Origin of the sequence: Vibrio sp. B181a (assembly GCF_030248375.1) — a bacterium.
GTDB classification, from domain to species: domain Bacteria; phylum Pseudomonadota; class Gammaproteobacteria; order Enterobacterales; family Vibrionaceae; genus Vibrio; species Vibrio campbellii.
Genome location: NZ_JAHGAD010000022.1, coordinates 97,756 through 115,951, shown reverse-complemented (window position 1 = coordinate 115,951; position 18,196 = coordinate 97,756). Strand labels below are relative to the sequence as shown.

Below are 18,196 nucleotides of genomic sequence, written 5' to 3'. Positions count from 1 at the left end.
AAAAGGGCAGTAAATAGGCGAATATCCAATTTCATAAAACTTTAATATCCAGAAAATGGCGGATCAATTGAACGATTATTCATCGCAAATTTTCGTAAAACTGCCATTTAATGGTCATGATTTCGTCACAAAGGCTCAGTAGGGTGGTTATCGTCAACTGGTACAGACCAAATTGAAACTTAGCCAAATTAACTGGAGAAAATGATGAAAAACCGTTTGATGAAAGGATCGCTGGCTGCACTTGTCTCTCTGCTAGCTACGAATGCAATGGCAGCACAGGAAGTCACGGTTTACACCGCTTTCGAAACTGACATTCTTGCTAAATACAAGTCTGCGTTTGAGAAAGATAACCCAGATATCAAGATTAAGTGGGTTCGCGATTCCACCGGTATCATGACGGCGAAATTGCTGGCCGAAAAGAACAACCCTCAAGCGGAAGTGGTTTGGGGTCTGGCTGGCTCGTCAATGGCACTGCTTAAAGATGAAGGTCTTCTTAAGCCTTACACACCAAAAGGTTTGGAAGAGCTGCATGCGAACCTAAACGACCCTCAATCAAACCAAGCTTGGTTCGGTAACGATGCGTTCTTTAACGCAGTTTGTTTCAACGAAGCGGTAGCGAAACAACTTAACCTACCGAAACCAACGTCTTGGGAAGACCTAACGAAGCCAGTTTACAAAGGCCACATTGCAATGCCGAACCCAGCTTCTTCAGGCACTGGCTACATGCAGGTTTCTGCTTGGCTACAAAACATGGGTGAAGATCAGGCATGGAACTACATGCGTGACCTAGACAAGAACATTGCACACTACACGCACTCGGGCTCTAAGCCATGTGTTCAAGCGGGTATGGGTGAAGTGGCTATCGGTATTTCGATGGCAAGCCGCGGTGCGAAGCTGAAAACACAAGGTGCACCACTAGCGGTTATCACACCAAAAGGCATCGGCTGGGAATCAGAAGCGGTTGGTCTAGTAAAAGAGTCGGATGCAGCGAAGCGCGTTGTCGACTGGTCAATCTCTAAAGCGGCAAACGAGCTTTACGTAGAAATGTACCCAGTGGTTGCACATAAAGAAGTGAAAGCTAAGGTTTCTAACTTCCCGAACGTTCAAGAGAACATGGCGAAGATGGACTTCGCGCAAATGGGCAGCAAGCGTGCAGAGATTCTAGCGGCATGGTCTGAGAAGTTCGACGCGAAATCAGAGCCAAAGTCTTAATTGAATTTGCTCTAATTTGAATGCTGAAATCCACCTCGGTTGAGGTGGATTTTTTGTTTTTGGAAGAGGCGAGAGTCAAAAGCCTTAAAGCAGCAACCCCACCTAACCTCCCCTTGGCTTCAACTTTAGAGGACTACAACAGTCATGCTGGTAAAGGGGAGGGACTGGTTCTGCATTCGCGGATAGTTTAATTCGCAATGCAACATCCAACGCGCTTCAAGTAGATTCTAAATACTCGCCTAGGCTCCTTCAGAATGACGTCGGGAAAGCACAGAGCTTACCGCAGCAAAGAATAGCTCTCCCCCTTGATAACCACATTCAAATGCTTGGCAAACCATGTCGAGAAAAGGGGGAGTTGGAGGGGGTTGTGAAAGTTGAACGTAGCAAAGCCGTTCGTTGGAGATTTCTTAGCATTGTGCTTGTAAGAGATTCCGGATGGCTCGCTTAGGCTCGTCCGGAATGACGATCTTAAGCGTATGGCGCGAAAGTCAAAGTTCGTAATTCTAGGCAATGAGTGTGATTCAGAATTTATGATCCACACTCACCACGTCATTCTCGAGAGCGACGGAGGAGTGAGTCGGGAATCTCTAATTACCACTTTAACAAACCTCACCTCCCTTCATCTATTTGTCATCTTCTGGCTATAAATTTGTCATTGGAACGTAACACTCCAAAACTAAAGTTGGTATATACCATTTGGAGCGTGTGTTATGTCAACTAACCAACATTACCTTAATATCGAAAATGTAGTGAAGCAATTCGGACAGTTCACTGCATTAAAGAAAATCTCGCTAGCGATTGAAAAGGGCGAGTTCGTTTGTTTTCTTGGTCCTTCTGGCTGCGGTAAAACCACTCTGCTACGTGCCATTGCAGGTCTAGACTTGCCAACGTCTGGTGCGATTTTTCAAAACGGTCAAGAGACCACATTCCTACCACCAGAGAAGCGCGATTTCGGCATCGTATTCCAATCTTATGCTTTGTTTCCGAACCTAACGGTGCAAGAGAACATTGCGGTGGGTTTGAAGAACCAAGGCATGTCGACCAAAGAAGCGTTAGAGAAGGTGGATTACTGGTTAGAAACCATTGGTCTTCCAACCTCTGGCGAGAAATTTCCTAACCAACTTTCTGGTGGTCAACAACAACGTGTTGCTCTGGCTCGAGCCTTGGCGCTATCTCCGGGTCTACTGCTACTTGATGAGCCGCTGTCAGCGCTGGATGCAAAAGTGCGTGTTCACTTACGTGACGAGATTTGTAAGCTGCAACGCAAGCTTGGCATCACCACCATCATGGTTACGCACGATCAGGACGAAGCATTATCGATGGCGGATCGTATTGTGGTGATGAACCATGGCGTGATTGAGCAAGTTGGCACACCTCAAGAAATCTACCAACAACCAGCAACGCGCTTTGTCGCTGAGTTTGTCGGCAGCATGAACTTTATTGAAACCTCAGCCGCAACGGACTCCCAAGTACGCATTGCAGAAACCCTAATGCCAGCGCCAAGCTTGACTAATCGTAAGATCCAACGTGGTGACCGCTTCGACCTTGCGGTGCGTCCTGAAAGCATCAAGTTCGTTGAAAACTATACCAACTCTCTACCAGTGCGAGTTACCGCAACCGAGTTTTTGGGGGCGTTTTTCCGCATTGATTGCGTATTGCAAAACGACAGCTCAACGAAAACCATCGTCGTGGATGTGCCTGTGGAAACGGTTCAAAAACTCAATATCAAGGCGGGCGATGTACGTTACATCCAGTTTGCTGAAGAAGGGCTGCATGGTTACGCCGTGCCCTCGGTTGATAAAGCGCTAGCGGCGTAGGTGTAAACATGGATGCGAAGACAATGACGATGAATAGCCTGACCACACAAGACAAAGCAAAATCCTTACTCGGACGTGTCAGCCGCGATAACCTAGTGTTGTTCGGTTTGCTCGCTGGTTTGTCGACCATGATGGTGCTGTTCATCTTAATGCCGCTTTGGGCAATGTTGACCAAGAGTGTGCAAAATGCCAATGGCGAATTTGTCGGGTTGGCAAACTTTGCGACGTACTTTTCCTCTTCAAGCTTGTGGGTGTCGGTAGGCAACACCTTCACTTTGGGCGTGATAGTGACCTCGGCAGTGGGTGTGCTTGCATTTGGCTATGCCTACGCGCTGACTCGTTCATGTATGCCATTTAAAGGTTTGTTTCAAATCCTAGGAACTGCACCAATCCTTGCGCCTTCGTTGTTGCCGGCGATCAGTTTGATCTTCCTTTTTGGTAATCAAGGCATTGCCAAAGAGATGTTGTTAGGAAACTCGGTTTACGGCGTGATTGGTATCTCGATGGGTTTGATCTTCTGGACCTTTCCTCATGCATTGATGATCTTAACCACTTCGCTGCGCACTTCAGATGCCCGCTTGTATGAAGCAGCCCGCGCACTGAAAACCTCACCAATCAAAACCTTCTTTATGGTGACGTTACCTGCGGCGAAATACGGTTTGATCAGTACGCTTATTGTCGTCTTTACGCTGGTTATCACGGACTTTGGTGTGCCGAAAGTGATTGGTGGAAGCTACAACGTTCTGGCGACTGACATCTTCAAGCAAGTGGTGGGACAACAAAACTTTGCCATGGGTGCGGTGACCAGCATTATGCTTCTATTCCCTGCGGTAATGGCGTTCGGCGCAGACCGCTGGGTACAGAAAAAGCAAAAGAGCTTATTCGATACGCGCTCGGTGCCTTATCAGCCAGAGCCTAACAAAGCGCGCGACAGCATTTGTTTGGTTTATTGCAGCATCATTTCTATCGCAGTGCTGGCAGTGCTTGGCATGGCGGTGTATGGCTCGTTAGTGACGTTCTGGCCTTGGAACAAAGCACTGACGCTAAACAATTACAACTTTGCTGAAATGAGCACTTACGGTTGGAGTCCATTCTTCAACTCGCTAACGCTGGCAGGCTGGACGGCAGTGATCGGTACAGCCATCATCTTTGTCGGTGCTTACTGCATTGAGAAAGGGCGTGCGTTTGGTCCAATTCGTCAGGTGATGCAAATGCTCAGCGTGGTGCCAATGGCAGTTCCTGGTATGGTGCTTGGCTTGGGTTACATCTTTTACTTCAATGATGCGAACAATCCTTTGAACGTGCTTTATGGCACCATGGCATTTTTGGTGATTAACACGGTAGTGCATTACTACACCGTGGGTCACATGACAGCCCTGACAGCGCTAAAGCAGTTACCATCGGAGATTGAAGCCACAGCAGCATCGGTGAAGCTTCCTCAATACAAGTTGTTCTTTAAAGTGACATTACCTGTGTGCTTACCTGCGATTTTGGACATTGCGACTTACTTGTTTGTTAATGCATTGACCACCACTTCTGCGGTAGTATTCCTTTACTCAACCGATACGATTCCGGCTTCGGTCTCGATTCTGAATATGGATGATGCAGGTCAAACTGGCGCTGCAGCGGCAATGGCGGTGATGATCATGATTGCTGCCGCAATTGCGAAGATTGTTCAGATGACTTTGGGTAAATTGTTAGAGAATCGCACACAAGCTTGGCGCAAAAGATAAGGACACTTCGTGCAATACGTAAAAATTAAAGATTCGATTGTTGAACAGATTGAAGCGGGCATGCTATCGCCGCGTCAAAAACTGCCAGCAGAGCGTAAGTTGGCGGAGTCGTTCGATACTACACGCGTCACTCTGCGTGAAGCTTTATCACTGCTGGAAGCAGAAGGTCGAATCTATCGCGAAGATCGCCGAGGTTGGTTTATCTCACCTGAGCCATTGCGTTACGACCCTACCCAAACGCTGAACTTCCCGAACATGGCGAAAGCGCAAAATCGCGTGCCAAAAACGGAGTTGGTCGCAGCAAAAGGGACTCTGGCAAACAAACAGGCAGCACGCTTGCTGGACTTGCAACCTTTCTCGGACGTGTATCGAGTCGACCGTGTGCGATACCTTGAAGACAGACCTGTGGTGTTCGTAACAAACTACATTCGCCCAGAGCTGTTTCCGAACCTACTAGACTACGATTTATCAAATTCATTGACGGACATTTATCGCGATCATTATGGCGTGACGTATCAAAAGATTCGCTACCGCATTTCAACCAGCACTTTGTTGGGTGAAATGGCTCAGGCATTGCGCGCGACAGCCGGCACGCCAGCGATGGTGGTGGAGCGTATCAACTATAACCAGCACGGTGAGTTGATTGATTGCGATATCGAGTATTGGCGACACGATGCCATCAGCATTGAATCTCTGGCGGAACTCAATCGTTAAGTGGATTTTCTCATTATCTAAGGCTCCATCTCGGGGCCTTTATTTTATTCAGACAGGAACGTTGAAATGGATTTGTTGGCGATTGGTCTCGTCGTTTTCTCTGCTGTTCTTCATGCGGGCTGGAATATCCTTGGCAAAAGCAACTCTGGGTCAGGGCTCGCGTTTACCATGGCCGCCAGCTTTTCTGCATGTTTCATTCTTACCCCTTATTTGATTTGGTATTTGGCAACCATTGGCTGGACATCATTACCGAGTGAGTTTTGGGGATTGCTGTTCATTAGCGGCATTTCACAAATGGTTTACCTGGTTGGTTTGATTGTCGCTTATAAGCACGCTGATGTGGGTGTGGTTTATCCGATTGCTCGGGCACTGCCTGTGATGATGGTCGGCGCAATCAGTGTGGCATTGGGACATGAATTATCTAGTCAGCAGTGGCTTGGATTCTTGCTGATTACCCTTGGTTGTATGCTGGTACCACTGACGAATTTTCGTCAGGTGACATTGGGCTCTTATTTGAACGTTGGTGTGTTCTGGGCATTGATTGCCGCAATAGGCACAACGGGTTACTCGGTGGTCGACAAAGAAGCGCTGAGTTTACTCACAGGACAAGCATCAGAGATATTGAATGATCAGTACAGTGCGATCTTTTACTTGGGCGTGCAGTTTTGGGCAATTGGTATTCCTGCCCTTGTATGGTGCTTAGTTACGGGTAAGCCAGATGAGATTAAGACAGCGTGGCAGATCCGCAAAACCGCCAGCATGGCAGGGGTAATGATGGCATCCACCTACGGTTTGGTGTTGTTTGCGATGACCATGACAGACAACGTCAGCTTGGTCGTGGCACTAAGGCAAATAAGCATCGTGTTTGGATTGTTTATGGGGATTTGGTTTCTGTCAGAGAAATGGTATCTCACCCGAGGGCTTGGCGTTACTTCTATCGTGGCGGGGATCATTCTTGCGTTGACGAACTGATCCATATTGATGAAAGAAAAGGGCAACGACTCAGGCAACCGCTGCCTTTTTCTTTTTTTAGTTTTTGGGGGAAGGGGTAGGTATAGCGGACGTCAGAAACGCAATTGTGCTCCGAACATCACGCCACCAGAATCAAAATCGCTGTTTTTCGAGTACACATACTCAGCATTCAATCCAAAATGCTTGTAGCTCCAACCCAAGCCAGCGGCAGCTTCACCGCCTAGGCTCGATTTCTCAATATCACGGCTTTGATCGTTAACTGAATAGGTGTACGCCAGCGTGTAGTAAGTCATGCCTGCTTTTCCGTATACCTCGAATCCAGCACCAAGCGGATAACTGGCGTAACCACTCAAACGAGGGCCAGAGAAGCTGGTGTTGGTGACTTCCGAAATTGGGCTAACGAGTATCGAGCCGATACCATCAAACGCCCCTTTATAGCCGGCTTCGATACCAAAGTTATGTGTTGGCATGTAGCGGTAATAGATTTCACCTAAGAACATGTCACCAGATTCTTCGCTGGTAGGCGCGTCGTAGTTGACCATACCGTAACCTAGGTTGGTGCCAATGACATGTGTACTGGTTGCTGCGTAGGTTGACAACGAAAAGGTCGACAACACCAAAGCAGTTACGAATGAATAACGCATGGGACGTTTCTCCTGAGTCTTTTAGCGTGTTAGTTTTTTAATACTTCTTCGAATGTCGTTTTAGTGTTGTCTAGCCATTCATAACGACGACGATACATAGAACGTTTAGAACGAGACATACCTTCGATGTCGCGACGCGGCGCATTCACGTCGATAGAGTAGAAGTGACGGTCGTATTCGGTGCCGCCTAATTCAATCCATAATGCGTCGTAGTCGGTTTTGATTCGTCCTTTGCTGTAGCGTCTAGCTGCGTAAGTGTGCGATTGAGTCTTCACTGCAAGGATGGTTTCAGCTCCCCAGATCTGTGCAAGGATACTCAGTAGGCTGACCATCAGGCTTTTTGGACGTTGACCATAAAGTTTGCGAGTCAGCTTTTTGATCTTCTCATTGCTGGTCTCATTACTGCGTGGTCCTTGCAGGCCACCAACCTTAATGCAGCGAGTACCGTTCTCATGTCCGAGGATAAAAGAGATGGTGTAGAAGTTACCGTCCTCTTGACTGTGCAGGACCAAGCTCATATCGCCTTCTTTTTGATAGCGAGCCTCATACACTAATCTCACCGTATATAAGATCTCATCAATCTCAAAGGTCATGAGAGTAAGCCCTTTCGGATCGGTATAGATCTGCTTCATTAAGGCTGGAGAGACGAGTTCTGACGCGGTTTTGTAGTGGTCAACAACAAGCTCTGAGCGATCGATCGCTGGGTTATTTTTAATGATGTACGGGCGAAAAGGTTTTTCCAAAAAGCGATGTGTGCGTGTACACAGCATCTCTAATGTTGACGCTTCAATGTTGTCAGCCAAGTAGTTGAATGCTTTCTTGTAGAACAATGCGCGCGCAATAAACTTAATGCGGTAACTCCAGATCGGGTGATAGATCTCCGCGAACTGGTCTGAGTAAATGGTCTTACTTTGATGCAAGATGGATTTGTTCATGGTCATTTCACTCCAGTCTCATTTCCAAAAGTGTTGGCTCTGTCAAAGTGGCTATGAGCGCTGGTTGTGGAGCGCGAAAGGAGGGCAATCAAAATGGTTACTCGTTTTGCTCAGGCGATGACAGGCATAAGTTTTGAACAGTGTTCTTTTGGGTGAGATTCTATGAGAAAAATCAGAAGAGGTATTGTAAGGCTTAGTATGAGAGTGTCAGGATGACACTGCGTAAGAGAGTAAAGGCAAGCAAATCGTCGGAGTAAAGGTGCTTATTCTCGCAATCAGCATCTTTATAGCATTTAGGTATATTAAAACAGGTGAGTAAAAACGAAAATCAGCATCACTGGAATTGAGATAATCCTAATGTCTGGTTTTTATTTGTTTTTTCTCATCTTAAATTATTAGCAAAAATCGAGCCTTAAAACACGTTTATAATTAAATTTAAATTAATTAAAAAATTCTGAAATTAATATGATTGGCGTTAGGTCTCTATAGGTACTCTACATTCATCGAGCATTTGGAACTCGATATTTAAAAGGTAAGTAAAGGAGCACACTATGAAACGTTTAATTACTCTAGCAAGTCTTATCGCACTCACTGCTACACCACTCGCTGCGATTGCTGGTGGTTACCAATGGACCAATAACACTAAAACTATCCAAGGTGAGGTTGTTGATAGTAAGCAAGCGGCTTACGACATGGGGTTTGAAATGATTAAGGACTATCAAAGCAAGTCCTCGGCGCAGCTCAGAGATGAATTCAAAAGCTCATTTGATATCGTAGACCGCCAGTCTTTCTCTATTACCAATGCGAAAGTAACGGTTGATGAGTTTCTACAAGACAATGGTCAAATCGCATATCAACCGATATTAAATGTGAAATACGAATACCGTATGCGTGAACCTGGTAACCGCTAATCTATTTATTCGCTAGCATTTATAACTCTATTGCCTGTTTAATCCTTGTTGTATATTCGTTCTATTATTTTTGGGGAGCATTTGCTCCCCTTTTTTTATTAAAATATATATTCCTGGTGAATGTGTTTCTTTAATATAATATTTAATAAATATTTTCTAACGCTCAGCGTAAGTTTTTCTTGCTCGTTGGATATTCGCTAGGTTTGTAAAGTGGTGATAAAGCACAGTTGTGTGCGTCACTTTTACAAAGGATATCGAATGACTCACCCTTCATATTGGTTTAAGCAAGCACTTGAAATTGAGCCGCCGGAAACCGAAATACCACTTCAGCAAAATATCCAAGCAGATGTCGCTATTGTCGGCGGTGGTTACACAGGCCTTTGGACTGCGATCATGATTAAGCAGCAATCGCCAGAAAAACAGGTAGTTGTGATTGAAAAAGGCTTGTGTGGCAGTGGTGCATCCGGCGCAAATGGCGGTTGTATGCTGACTTGGTCGACAAAATTTCCGACCTTGAAACGCTTATTCGGTGAAGAACACGCCGCTTGGTTGGTAAAAGAGTCGGAGCAAGCAGTGCTAGAGATCGACGGTTTTTGTAAGCAGCACAAGATCGATGCGCAATTATCGTTGAAAGGGGTTTATTACACCGCAACCAACCAAGCTCAGATGGGAGGAATGCAGCCTGTTGTGGATGAGCTAAAGCGTTTGGATGTGAACAGTTGGCGTCGTTGCCAATTTGAGGAGTTACGAGCGAATGCAGGGTCGCCGCGTAATGTGGAGGGCTTTCATTCTCCAGTCGCAGCCAGTGTTCAGCCCGCCTTATTAGCAAGAGGATTAAGACGTGTTGCAATCGAATTGGGGATTGAGGTCTATGAGAATACGCCAATGACCCGTTTAGATTATGGGCAACCGGCCACTGTTTCTACGCCTAAAGGGAGTATTCAGGCTAAGCAAGTCGTGCTGGCATTAAATGCTTGGATGGTTGAGCAATTTAAGCAATTCAAAAATAGTATTGTCGTTGTCTCTTCCGATATGGTGATCACTAAACCGCTTGGCGACGCGCTATCTCAATCTGGTTGGCAGGCAGGCTCTAGCGTTTTAGATTCTCGTATTTTTGTGCACTATTACCGAGATACGCCAGATGGCCGTTTGATGTTAGGGAAAGGTGGTAATCAGTTCTCTTTCAACAACCACGTTGATGCGATGTTCAACAAGCCAACGCGCTATCAAGATCTACTGCGTAAGTCGTTCGATAAGTTGTTCCCGCGCTTGAAAGGCGCAGAGTTTGCTTATTCATGGACGGGTGGTTCCGATCGTTCAGCAACAGGCTTTCCATTTTTTGGTCAGATTGATGAGCAAAGTAATGTCTTCTACGGCTTTGGTTATTCGGGCAACGGCGTTGCGCAGACGCGAATGGGCGGAAAGATTTTATCTTCATTGGTATTAGGGCTAGAAAACGAATGGACGAAAAGCGGTTTAGCCAAAGGGCCTCTAGGGCACTTCCCGCCAGAGCCATTTCGTTGGACGGGCGCAATGATGGTGCGCAACGCGGTTCGTCGCAAAGAGGAAGCAGAAGATAACGATAAAACGCCATTTATCTGGGATAAGTGGCTAGCAAAACTCGCGGGACCAGCAGGCAAAGCGGATAAGCTCGACTAAACTGAATATTTTGATCGCAAACAGATGGGGAAGAGATGAAAGTGTTAGAGGCACCTCTTCCCTTTGTGTTAGCCTCAGTCTTTCAAGCTCAGATGCAAAAGGTGAGTAATAAAATGAAAGTATTCAGCAACTTTGACAGCGGCAGCATTCACGTAGTGAAAGCGGACGACAAAAACGACATCCAACTCAAAATTCCTAACGACAACATGTCGGAATTCTACCAGTGGTTCCACTTCCGTCTAGAGACAGAAGCCGAGCAATCACACACAATCAAACTTCTTGATCTTGCGAAATCGGCTTACCCGGAAGGTTGGCAAGGTTACGACGTGGTTGCGTCTTACGATCGTGAAGAGTGGTTCCGAGTACCGGCAGAGTTCGATGGCGATACGCTGACTTTCACTGTTATCCCTGAGCGCAGCTCAATTTACTTCGCGTACTTTGCACCTTACACGTACGACCGTCACCTAGACCTGTTACACATGGCACAAAGCGCGCACCACTGCCAACTAGAGACGCTTGGTCATACGCTAGATGGTAATGACATGAGCTTGCTAACGTTTGGTGAGCCAGAAGAAGGCAAAAAGAAAATCTGGATGATTGCGCGCCAACACCCAGGTGAGACGATGGCGGAATGGTTTATGGAAGGCATGATCCAACGTCTGCTCGATGAGAACGACACGGTTGCGCGTGCATTGCTTGAAAAAGCAGTACTTTACGTGGTACCAAACATGAACCCAGACGGCGGTGTGCGTGGTCACTTGCGTACTAACGCAGTGGGTGTGAACCTCAACCGAGAGTGGCAAACGCCATCAATGGAAAAGAGTCCTGAAGTCTTCTTGGTTCGTGAGCGCATGCTAGAAACTGGCGTGGATATGTTCCTAGATATTCATGGTGATGAAGCTATCCCTTACAACTTTGTGGCGGGCTCTGAAGGTATTCCTTCTTATAATGAAAGCATGGCTGAGTTGGAAAACGCGTTTAAACAAGCACTTCTGACGATTACACCAGAGTTCCAAGACGAGATCGGCTACGACAAAGATGAGCCGGGTAAAGCGAATCTGACGGTTGGCTCTAATTGGGTGGCGGAGCAGTTCAAGTGTTTGTCTTACACAATCGAGATGCCATTCAAAGATAATAACAACCATCCAGACCCACTTTACGGTTGGTCACCAGAACGTAGTGTGTTGTTTGGACAGGATGTTTTGGCTGCAACATTGGCGGTTTCGGACAAGATTTAAGCCATTTAGTTCACAGCTCGCACTGCGCGAGCTGTGTTCTTTGTAGGTTTTTTCCTTGCCTTATGTGTGGATTGTGTCAATTTTTTCGTCACCTAAAACAAAAATCCTTCAGTTTCTGGTGCTTACGTGGCCATTGATTAGAAAAACTAATCGTTACGACAATAAATCTAATTTATGATAAAGAGAGTTGTTCTGTTAAAGTCGCTTTTGAGATTTACGTCACAAAAGTTATCTAATCTCAACCATTTACAAATCATATGTATCCGGTCTGTATGTAGGCACTGCAACTAAAAGTTTCTTTTAGCTGCTATGTATGTATGCAAATTAAGTTGGATAATCCTTGCTTCGGAATTTAGTGCTTTAAGAGATTGACTCAATTTGTTCATGCGCTGGTAAAGCAGTGTGCTCAAAACTTGGAAATCTTCGGATGAGCATCTTAATCAATGGTTTAATGGATAATCTCAAGTTAAGACATCGTTAAGGTGAATTAGTTCAGATTGTTGACGTAATTTGTAATCACTTGAAACAGTGTAGGTACTGACTGTCGTGATGACCGCTTTAAGGTGGTAAGAGAGTAGTCGGGTCACCTTCGCATTAAAGGTAAAAATAATGAAAAAAATCGCTCTTGCAGTGGCTACCGTTCTAGCTGGTGGCGTAATGTCGAATGTTGCTCTTGCTGACACTTACATCGGCGGTAAGCTAGGTTACAACGCTCTTAACGACGCATGTCACCTAGACGCGCCATGTGATGACGATAGCTTTGCTGCTGGCATGCACATCGGTTACAACTTCAACGAATACGTAGCTGCTGAATACGGCGTAGATTACCTAGGTAACTTCACTGCTAACTTCAACAAAGCTGGCCTAAACACAGTTGATGGTGACCTATGGGCACTAACTCTTGCTCCTAAGTTCAACCTACCACTAAATGATTCTTGGAACCTATTCGCTAAAGTAGGTGCTGCATACATGATGGCTGGTGATGAGAAAGATTTCGTACCAACTGGCTCTCTAGGTGCTGAATACCAAATCAACTACAACTGGAGCCTACGCGCTGAGTACCAACGTTACCAAGACATGTCTGATGACATCATCGACGACATGGATGCTGACTTCTTCGGTATCGGCTTCAACTACAAGTTCGGTTCTGAGCCAGTAGTTCAAGAAGAAGTAGTTGAAACTCGTCCAGCGACTCGCATCGTTGACCACGAGTACCCAGCTCAATCTACAACAGTACAATTCGGCCTAGAAAGCGCTGAACTACAAGACGCTTCTGCGTTCAACGGTACTGTTGAGCTAATGAACACTTACCCACAAGCTCAAGTTGAAATCAACGGCTACAGTGACACAACTGGTTCTGAAGCTTACAACCAACAGCTAACAGAGAAGCGTGCACAAGCAGTTGCTGAGCACTTCCAAGCTGAAGGTATCGCTGCAGACCGTATGACTGTTAAAGGTATGGGTGAAGCTAACCCAGTAGCTAGCAACGAAACTCGCGAAGGTCGTGAAGAGAACCGTCGTGTAGAAGTTGTTGTTCCAGCTTTCCAATACCAAACTGAAGAAGCTGCTCAATAATTCATTATTGAATCAGTGACTTTAAAAGCCAGCGTCTGACGCTGGCTTTTTTGTTTCCCTTCATTAATTTGTCACAGCTCCGTCATAGTATCTTCTACTAGTTTGTCTGGAGCCTGATATGCAAAACCTACCGCCATTAAATTCTCTGAAAGCGTTTGAAGCGACCGCCCGATTGCAAAGCTTCACCAAGGCGGCAGAGGAGCTCAATGTCACCCGTGCGGCGGTGAGTCAGCAAGTTAAATCCCTCGAAGCGTATTTGGATGCCACCTTATTTGAACGCAATGGCGCCCAGCTCAATCTGACCCAAGCAGCTCATGAATATTTACCTGTGGTAAGTCATGTTTTCCAAAGCTTGTCTGCGGCAACTCAGCACCTGTTCTCTAGACAACAACAAGCACAACTAACGTTACATGTGGCACACAGCTTCTGCTCTCAATGGCTCATGCCGCGATTGGCAGACTTTCACCGTCAACATCCTAAAATCAGCTTCAAAGTTTCTACTACGGCTAACGCGATGCCAAGTAACAGCGATATTGCGGATGTGGAGATCATCAATGGTTATGGAGAGTGGCAAAGTCAAAAAGCGACTCAACTGACGCGAGAAAACTGGATCGTTGTGGCAAGCCCAGGCTTTTTGCATCTCAATCCTGTCCGTGATTTGGCCGATTTGACTCGCTTACCAAAGCTCGCGACAGGTGGCTATCAGGAAACTTGGCAATGTTGGCTGGAACAGCAAGGATATCAAGGCACAAGCATAAAACTAACGGGGGAATTCGAGCACTCTTTGCTCGCCATTGAAGCGGCTGTGAATCAGCTTGGTGTGTTGTTGGTGCGTGATTTGCTCGTTGAAGACCACTTGCAGCAAGGCACATTAGTGAAAGTCGGTGAGTGGTCGATGCCAAGTCGAGGAGCTCATTACATGATCATTCGAGATGAAGAAAAGCCTCATGTGAAAGCTTTTGTTGATTGGATTATGCAAAGTTTATAAGCGTAATCTTAGGACCCAATCACAAGACGAATAATGACTGCGATTAAGCTAACAATCTGAAACATTATCAGCCTTCATGAGTAGAATTCGAGTGCTAAGATGATCGAGTACGTTTCATGTCGTCATCACTCACGGAGCTCGCGCTCTGGCTATCAAGGAGCAGTAATGGAAGCGTTAGAAGGGGGCAGGGAGAATGCCATTTATCGCAAGGGGGATCGAGTCAGTCGGCCTGCCAGTCATTGGACAATGACAGTTCATCAATTACTCCAACATCTACATAGTCATGGCTTTACTGCATGCCCAAAGGCGATTGCAATTGAGGGTGGCAAAGAGCTACTGACGTTCGTGGAAGGAGAAACCTACAATTACCCGCTCGAAGGTGAAATTGCCTCACTGACCGCATTGAAATCTGCAGCAAAGTTGCTTCGTCGTTTTCATGATGCATCAGAAAGTTTCCTCAAGAAAAATACACAAGACGTGCATCATTGGATGCTACCCGCCCGCTTGCCGCAAGAGGTGATCTGTCATGGTGATTTCATGCCTTATAACGTGGCGTTAGAAGACGATGTTGTAGTGGGGGTATTTGATTTTGATACGGCGCACCCAGCCCCACGTATCTGGGATATTGCTTTTTCGGTTTACGGTTGGGCACCGTTCAAAACCGATAAAAATGACAAAATGGGTACACTGGAAGAGCAAATTCGTCGAGCGAAGATCTTTTGCGATGCCTATGGTTGCAGCCGATTAGAGCGTGAAGAATTAGTGGAAATGATGACGTCACGTTTGACGGCTTTAGTTGATCACATGCGTGCAATGGCCGCCCACGGTGACGCTCAGTTCCAAGCTAATTTGGAAGAAGGTCATCACCGAGCGTATTTGCAGGATATTGAATACATAAACAAACACCAACAAGCCATCACACTTGGTGTGCTTGGTGAAATCAAGTTCTAATCGAGTTTAGAGTGTTGCTTAATGATGGATTGAATCACGCTGAACAACCATTGGTTTTGCGGATCGTGCTGTTGTGAGCGACGGCAGCTCATCACAAAGCTAACCCCAAGTTCCAGCCCGTTTGGTAGTTCGATACTTCGACAACATTCGGGCACATTCCCGCTCATGGTGATACCGAAGTGATCGGTTTTCATGATGATGTTGTGGATCATTGCTGGGTGTTCGATCTCGACTTTGGGCTTCACGTCAAAACCGATGTTCTTCAAACGATCCAATAATGGGTATTTGTGATCGTTCCAGCCGGGAGTTTTGAATAGTATGAAGGTGTAATCTTCTAAGGATTGGAAATCTTGCGCTGGGTGATCTTTTCGAACAAAGAACACTGCTTTACCCTTGCCCAGCTCTTTTTGAGCAATGGACTGAGGGAGATCTTCATCGAAGTAGTGGATCGCGATTGCGTTTTCCCCATCGATTATACGGTTTCGTGCATCCGCTCCCCATCTTAAAAACGAGTAGTTCGCATTGGGAGCTTGCTCTAGCAGTTGCAAGTAAAGCTTATCCCCGTATCGATCCCAGAATAGCGTATTCGCGTAAATAGCAACGTCTCCGGTGAAGAGAGACGGAGAAAATTCTTGCGGTTTGATCGCGTCAACACTGGTTAATATCTGCTCGAAGTGCGGCATGTTGGCTTCAACAAAGGAGGTCGGCTCAAAACCATTTTTGGTTTGAATGAAGAGAGGATCGTCCAGTTGCGCTTTCATTTTGGTGAGATTTTTGCTGATGGCGCCAGATGTTTTTCCTAGGGATTCTGCCACCAAGCGCACGTTACGTAGCTCATACATACGCTTTAATACCAAGACGTTTTGCATATCCAGATTGATTGTCATTCTTCTACTCCAGCCAACGTTGCTACGGCATCATAACTCCGCCTCTCGTAATAAAAGACAGGGGATGGTCAATTCTAAGTTTATGGTAGAAAAGCGTTTTTTGACCTAGGGTTTCCATTTGGTAAATTCGGGTTTTCCTCGTGCTACTTAGCATGCGTTGCTAGAGTTTCTATATCGAAACGATGTACCACAGAAATCGAGGTGACGTATGAAAAAACTAATCGCACTAGGCTTAATGGTTTGTTCTGTAAATGTAGCATTCGCTGGTGATGGGTCATACACAGGTACAATTGATATGACAATGAGCCAAGCAAACCAAGTTGATGTGGAACGCGCGGATTCTAACCTAACGCTTAAAGGTCGAAATGATGCTACTTACGGTGGTGTTATGATTCAAACCGACGCTTCTAATCAACCGATTCAATTACGTGGCCGCCGCGACTGATCGATAGCACACGAAATCATCCCCGCTCTCAATGCCGCGTTTATCGCGGCATTGTTGTTTCTATCGAATGGAGTTTCCTTGATAGTTTTTGTTTATCGATAGCTCAAAATTAATTGCCGAAATCTTAATTACCACTTTTAGATATCTAGGTGATATTGATTCTCATTTGCGTAAGGGTATGATTCTTCTCATCGACAAGAGAGGAATACCACCATGAGTAATGCATCGATAAATCATGCATCCATACAGTTAGAGAACGCGGCTGTATCGAATGTTTCGGCGTTCAGTAAGATTAAACGCAAATTAATGATGCTTGGTCCTGCATTTATTGCAGCGATTGGCTACATCGATCCAGGCAACTTTGCGACGAATATTGAATCGGGATCTTCATTTGGTTACCAGCTACTTTGGGTAGTGTTATGGGCGAACCTAATGGCGATGTTGATTCAGTATTTATCCGCCAAGCTAGGTATTGTCACAGGCAAAAATCTCGCAGAGCATCTACGTGACCACCTACCGAATAAGTGGGCAGTAGGCTTCTACTGGATCCAAGCGGAAATCGTTGCGATAGCGACAGATCTTGCTGAGTTTATCGGTGCGGCGGTGGGCTTTCAGTTGGTGTTTGGCATCAGCTTGATGGAAGGAGCGATGATCACTGCAGTTGCTACTGTGATGATTCTGATGCTTAACCAGAAAGGTCAAAAACCACTAGAAGTGGTGATTGGTTCACTTTTGATGTTGGTGGCGGTTATCTACATTGCTGAACTATTTTTTGCGCACCCTGCGGGCGGTGAAATGGTCAAAGGTCTGCTAACTCCAACTTTTACTGATTCGCATCAAATCTACCTTGCTGCCGGTATTCTTGGCGCAACAGTGATGCCTCATGTGATTTATCTTCATTCAGCATTGTTCAAAAACAGTTACGGTGAAAGTACAAAAAACCGCCTTCGTACCACTCGTATTGATGTATTGATTGCGATGGTGATTGCAGGTTTTGTGAATATCGCGATTGTGGCGATGGCAGCTGCGGTCTTCCATTATTCAGGCAACCAACATGTGGCGGAAATTGAAACAGCATATATGACGCTAACGCCATTGGTAGGTAAAGCTGCTTCTGTGTTGTTTGGTGTTTCGTTGATTGCTTCAGGCTTGTCTTCTACCGTCGTTGGTACAATGGCAGGTCAGGTGGTGATGCAGGGCTTTGTACGCTTCTCTATCCCAATGTGGGTACGACGCTTTATTACTATGGCACCTTCGTTTGTGGTGATTGGTTTGGGCATGAACACCACAGATATCTTGGTGATGAGCCAAGTGGTATTGAGCTTTGGTATTGCGCTGGCGATTATCCCATTGCTTATCTTTACCAACAGCGAACGCTTGATGGGTGAGTTCAAGAACAACAAATGGGTCTCTTACGCAGGTATGGTTATCGTTACTTTGGTACTGGCACTCAACGGCTATCTGATGGTTACTTTAACTGCTTAATGATTTCTCTATCCTTTTCTCTGTCGATAA

16 protein-coding genes are annotated in these 18,196 nt (G+C 45.9%); 13 read left to right on the top strand and 3 right to left on the bottom strand.

Features of this window, described 5'->3' with window-relative positions; genetic code table 11:
* Positions 1-201: 201 nt before the first annotated feature.
* The 5 genes from KIO97_RS11290 to KIO97_RS11270 all read left to right on the top strand — a co-directional run bounded on the left by KIO97_RS11290 (position 202) and on the right by KIO97_RS11270 (position 6,448).
* Positions 202-1,212: a putative 2-aminoethylphosphonate ABC transporter substrate-binding protein gene (locus KIO97_RS11290; protein ID WP_038890633.1), complete on the top strand. Its 1,011-nt coding sequence runs from the start codon at positions 202-204 to the stop codon at positions 1,210-1,212.
* Between the two features lie 710 nt (positions 1,213-1,922).
* A complete protein-coding gene (locus KIO97_RS11285; protein WP_009705055.1) occupies positions 1,923-3,029 on the top strand; it encodes a putative 2-aminoethylphosphonate ABC transporter ATP-binding protein in 1,107 nt (368 codons plus the stop codon).
* A gap of 8 nt (positions 3,030-3,037) precedes the next feature.
* On the top strand, positions 3,038-4,762 hold the full coding sequence (locus tag KIO97_RS11280; protein WP_285382523.1) for a putative 2-aminoethylphosphonate ABC transporter permease subunit: 1,725 nt from the start codon (positions 3,038-3,040) through the stop codon (positions 4,760-4,762).
* A 9-nt stretch (positions 4,763-4,771) separates the two neighbouring features.
* A complete protein-coding gene (phnR, locus tag KIO97_RS11275) occupies positions 4,772-5,476 on the top strand; it encodes a phosphonate utilization transcriptional regulator PhnR (protein ID WP_005442366.1) in 705 nt (234 codons plus the stop codon).
* A 66-nt stretch (positions 5,477-5,542) separates the two neighbouring features.
* Positions 5,543-6,448, top strand: coding sequence for an EamA family transporter (locus KIO97_RS11270; protein WP_050906657.1), 906 nt, complete (start codon positions 5,543-5,545; stop codon positions 6,446-6,448).
* Between the two features lie 92 nt (positions 6,449-6,540).
* Here KIO97_RS11270 and KIO97_RS11265 read toward each other — a convergent pair whose 3' ends face one another.
* Together KIO97_RS11265 and KIO97_RS11260 are read right to left on the bottom strand one after the other, a co-directional pair.
* A complete protein-coding gene (locus tag KIO97_RS11265; RefSeq protein WP_005432481.1) occupies positions 6,541-7,092 on the bottom strand; it encodes an outer membrane beta-barrel protein in 552 nt (183 codons plus the stop codon).
* 29 nt (positions 7,093-7,121) lie between these two features.
* Positions 7,122-8,033 carry a VirK/YbjX family protein gene (locus KIO97_RS11260; protein WP_050906658.1) on the bottom strand — a complete coding sequence of 304 codons (912 nt, stop codon included), beginning with the start codon at positions 8,031-8,033 and terminating at the stop codon, positions 7,122-7,124.
* A gap of 545 nt (positions 8,034-8,578) precedes the next feature.
* Here KIO97_RS11260 and KIO97_RS11255 point away from each other — a divergent pair.
* From KIO97_RS11255 to KIO97_RS11230, 6 genes are all read left to right on the top strand, one after another.
* Positions 8,579-8,938, top strand: a complete 360-nt coding sequence (locus KIO97_RS11255; RefSeq protein ID WP_005432476.1) for a DUF3316 domain-containing protein — start codon at positions 8,579-8,581, stop codon at positions 8,936-8,938.
* A 258-nt stretch (positions 8,939-9,196) separates the two neighbouring features.
* Positions 9,197-10,597 (top strand): FAD-dependent oxidoreductase, encoded by a 1,401-nt coding sequence (locus KIO97_RS11250; RefSeq protein WP_285382518.1) that lies wholly within the window; start codon positions 9,197-9,199, stop codon positions 10,595-10,597.
* A gap of 113 nt (positions 10,598-10,710) precedes the next feature.
* Positions 10,711-11,835, top strand: coding sequence for a M14-type cytosolic carboxypeptidase (locus KIO97_RS11245; RefSeq protein WP_081233752.1), 1,125 nt, complete (start codon positions 10,711-10,713; stop codon positions 11,833-11,835).
* Between the two features lie 609 nt (positions 11,836-12,444).
* A complete protein-coding gene (locus KIO97_RS11240; protein ID WP_005432472.1) occupies positions 12,445-13,410 on the top strand; it encodes an OmpA family protein in 966 nt (321 codons plus the stop codon).
* Between the two features lie 118 nt (positions 13,411-13,528).
* Complete coding sequence (locus KIO97_RS11235; protein ID WP_285382515.1) at positions 13,529-14,398, top strand: LysR substrate-binding domain-containing protein; 870 nt, start codon at positions 13,529-13,531, stop codon at positions 14,396-14,398.
* 165 nt (positions 14,399-14,563) lie between these two features.
* Positions 14,564-15,349, top strand: coding sequence for a phosphotransferase enzyme family protein (locus KIO97_RS11230; RefSeq protein WP_285382513.1), 786 nt, complete (start codon positions 14,564-14,566; stop codon positions 15,347-15,349).
* Here KIO97_RS11230 and KIO97_RS11225 read toward each other — a convergent pair.
* Positions 15,346-16,236, bottom strand: a complete 891-nt coding sequence (locus KIO97_RS11225) for a LysR family transcriptional regulator (RefSeq protein ID WP_005432464.1) — start codon at positions 16,234-16,236, stop codon at positions 15,346-15,348. The two genes, KIO97_RS11230 and KIO97_RS11225, sit on opposite strands and share 4 nt — an antisense overlap.
* 208 nt (positions 16,237-16,444) lie before the next feature.
* Here KIO97_RS11225 and KIO97_RS11220 point away from each other — a divergent pair, with 208 nt between their 5' ends.
* Positions 16,445-16,681 (top strand): hypothetical protein, encoded by a 237-nt coding sequence (locus tag KIO97_RS11220; protein ID WP_005432461.1) that lies wholly within the window; start codon positions 16,445-16,447, stop codon positions 16,679-16,681.
* A 213-nt stretch (positions 16,682-16,894) separates the two neighbouring features.
* Positions 16,895-18,166, top strand: a complete 1,272-nt coding sequence (locus KIO97_RS11215; RefSeq protein WP_285382511.1) for an Nramp family divalent metal transporter — start codon at positions 16,895-16,897, stop codon at positions 18,164-18,166.
* Positions 18,167-18,196 lie beyond the last annotated feature (30 nt).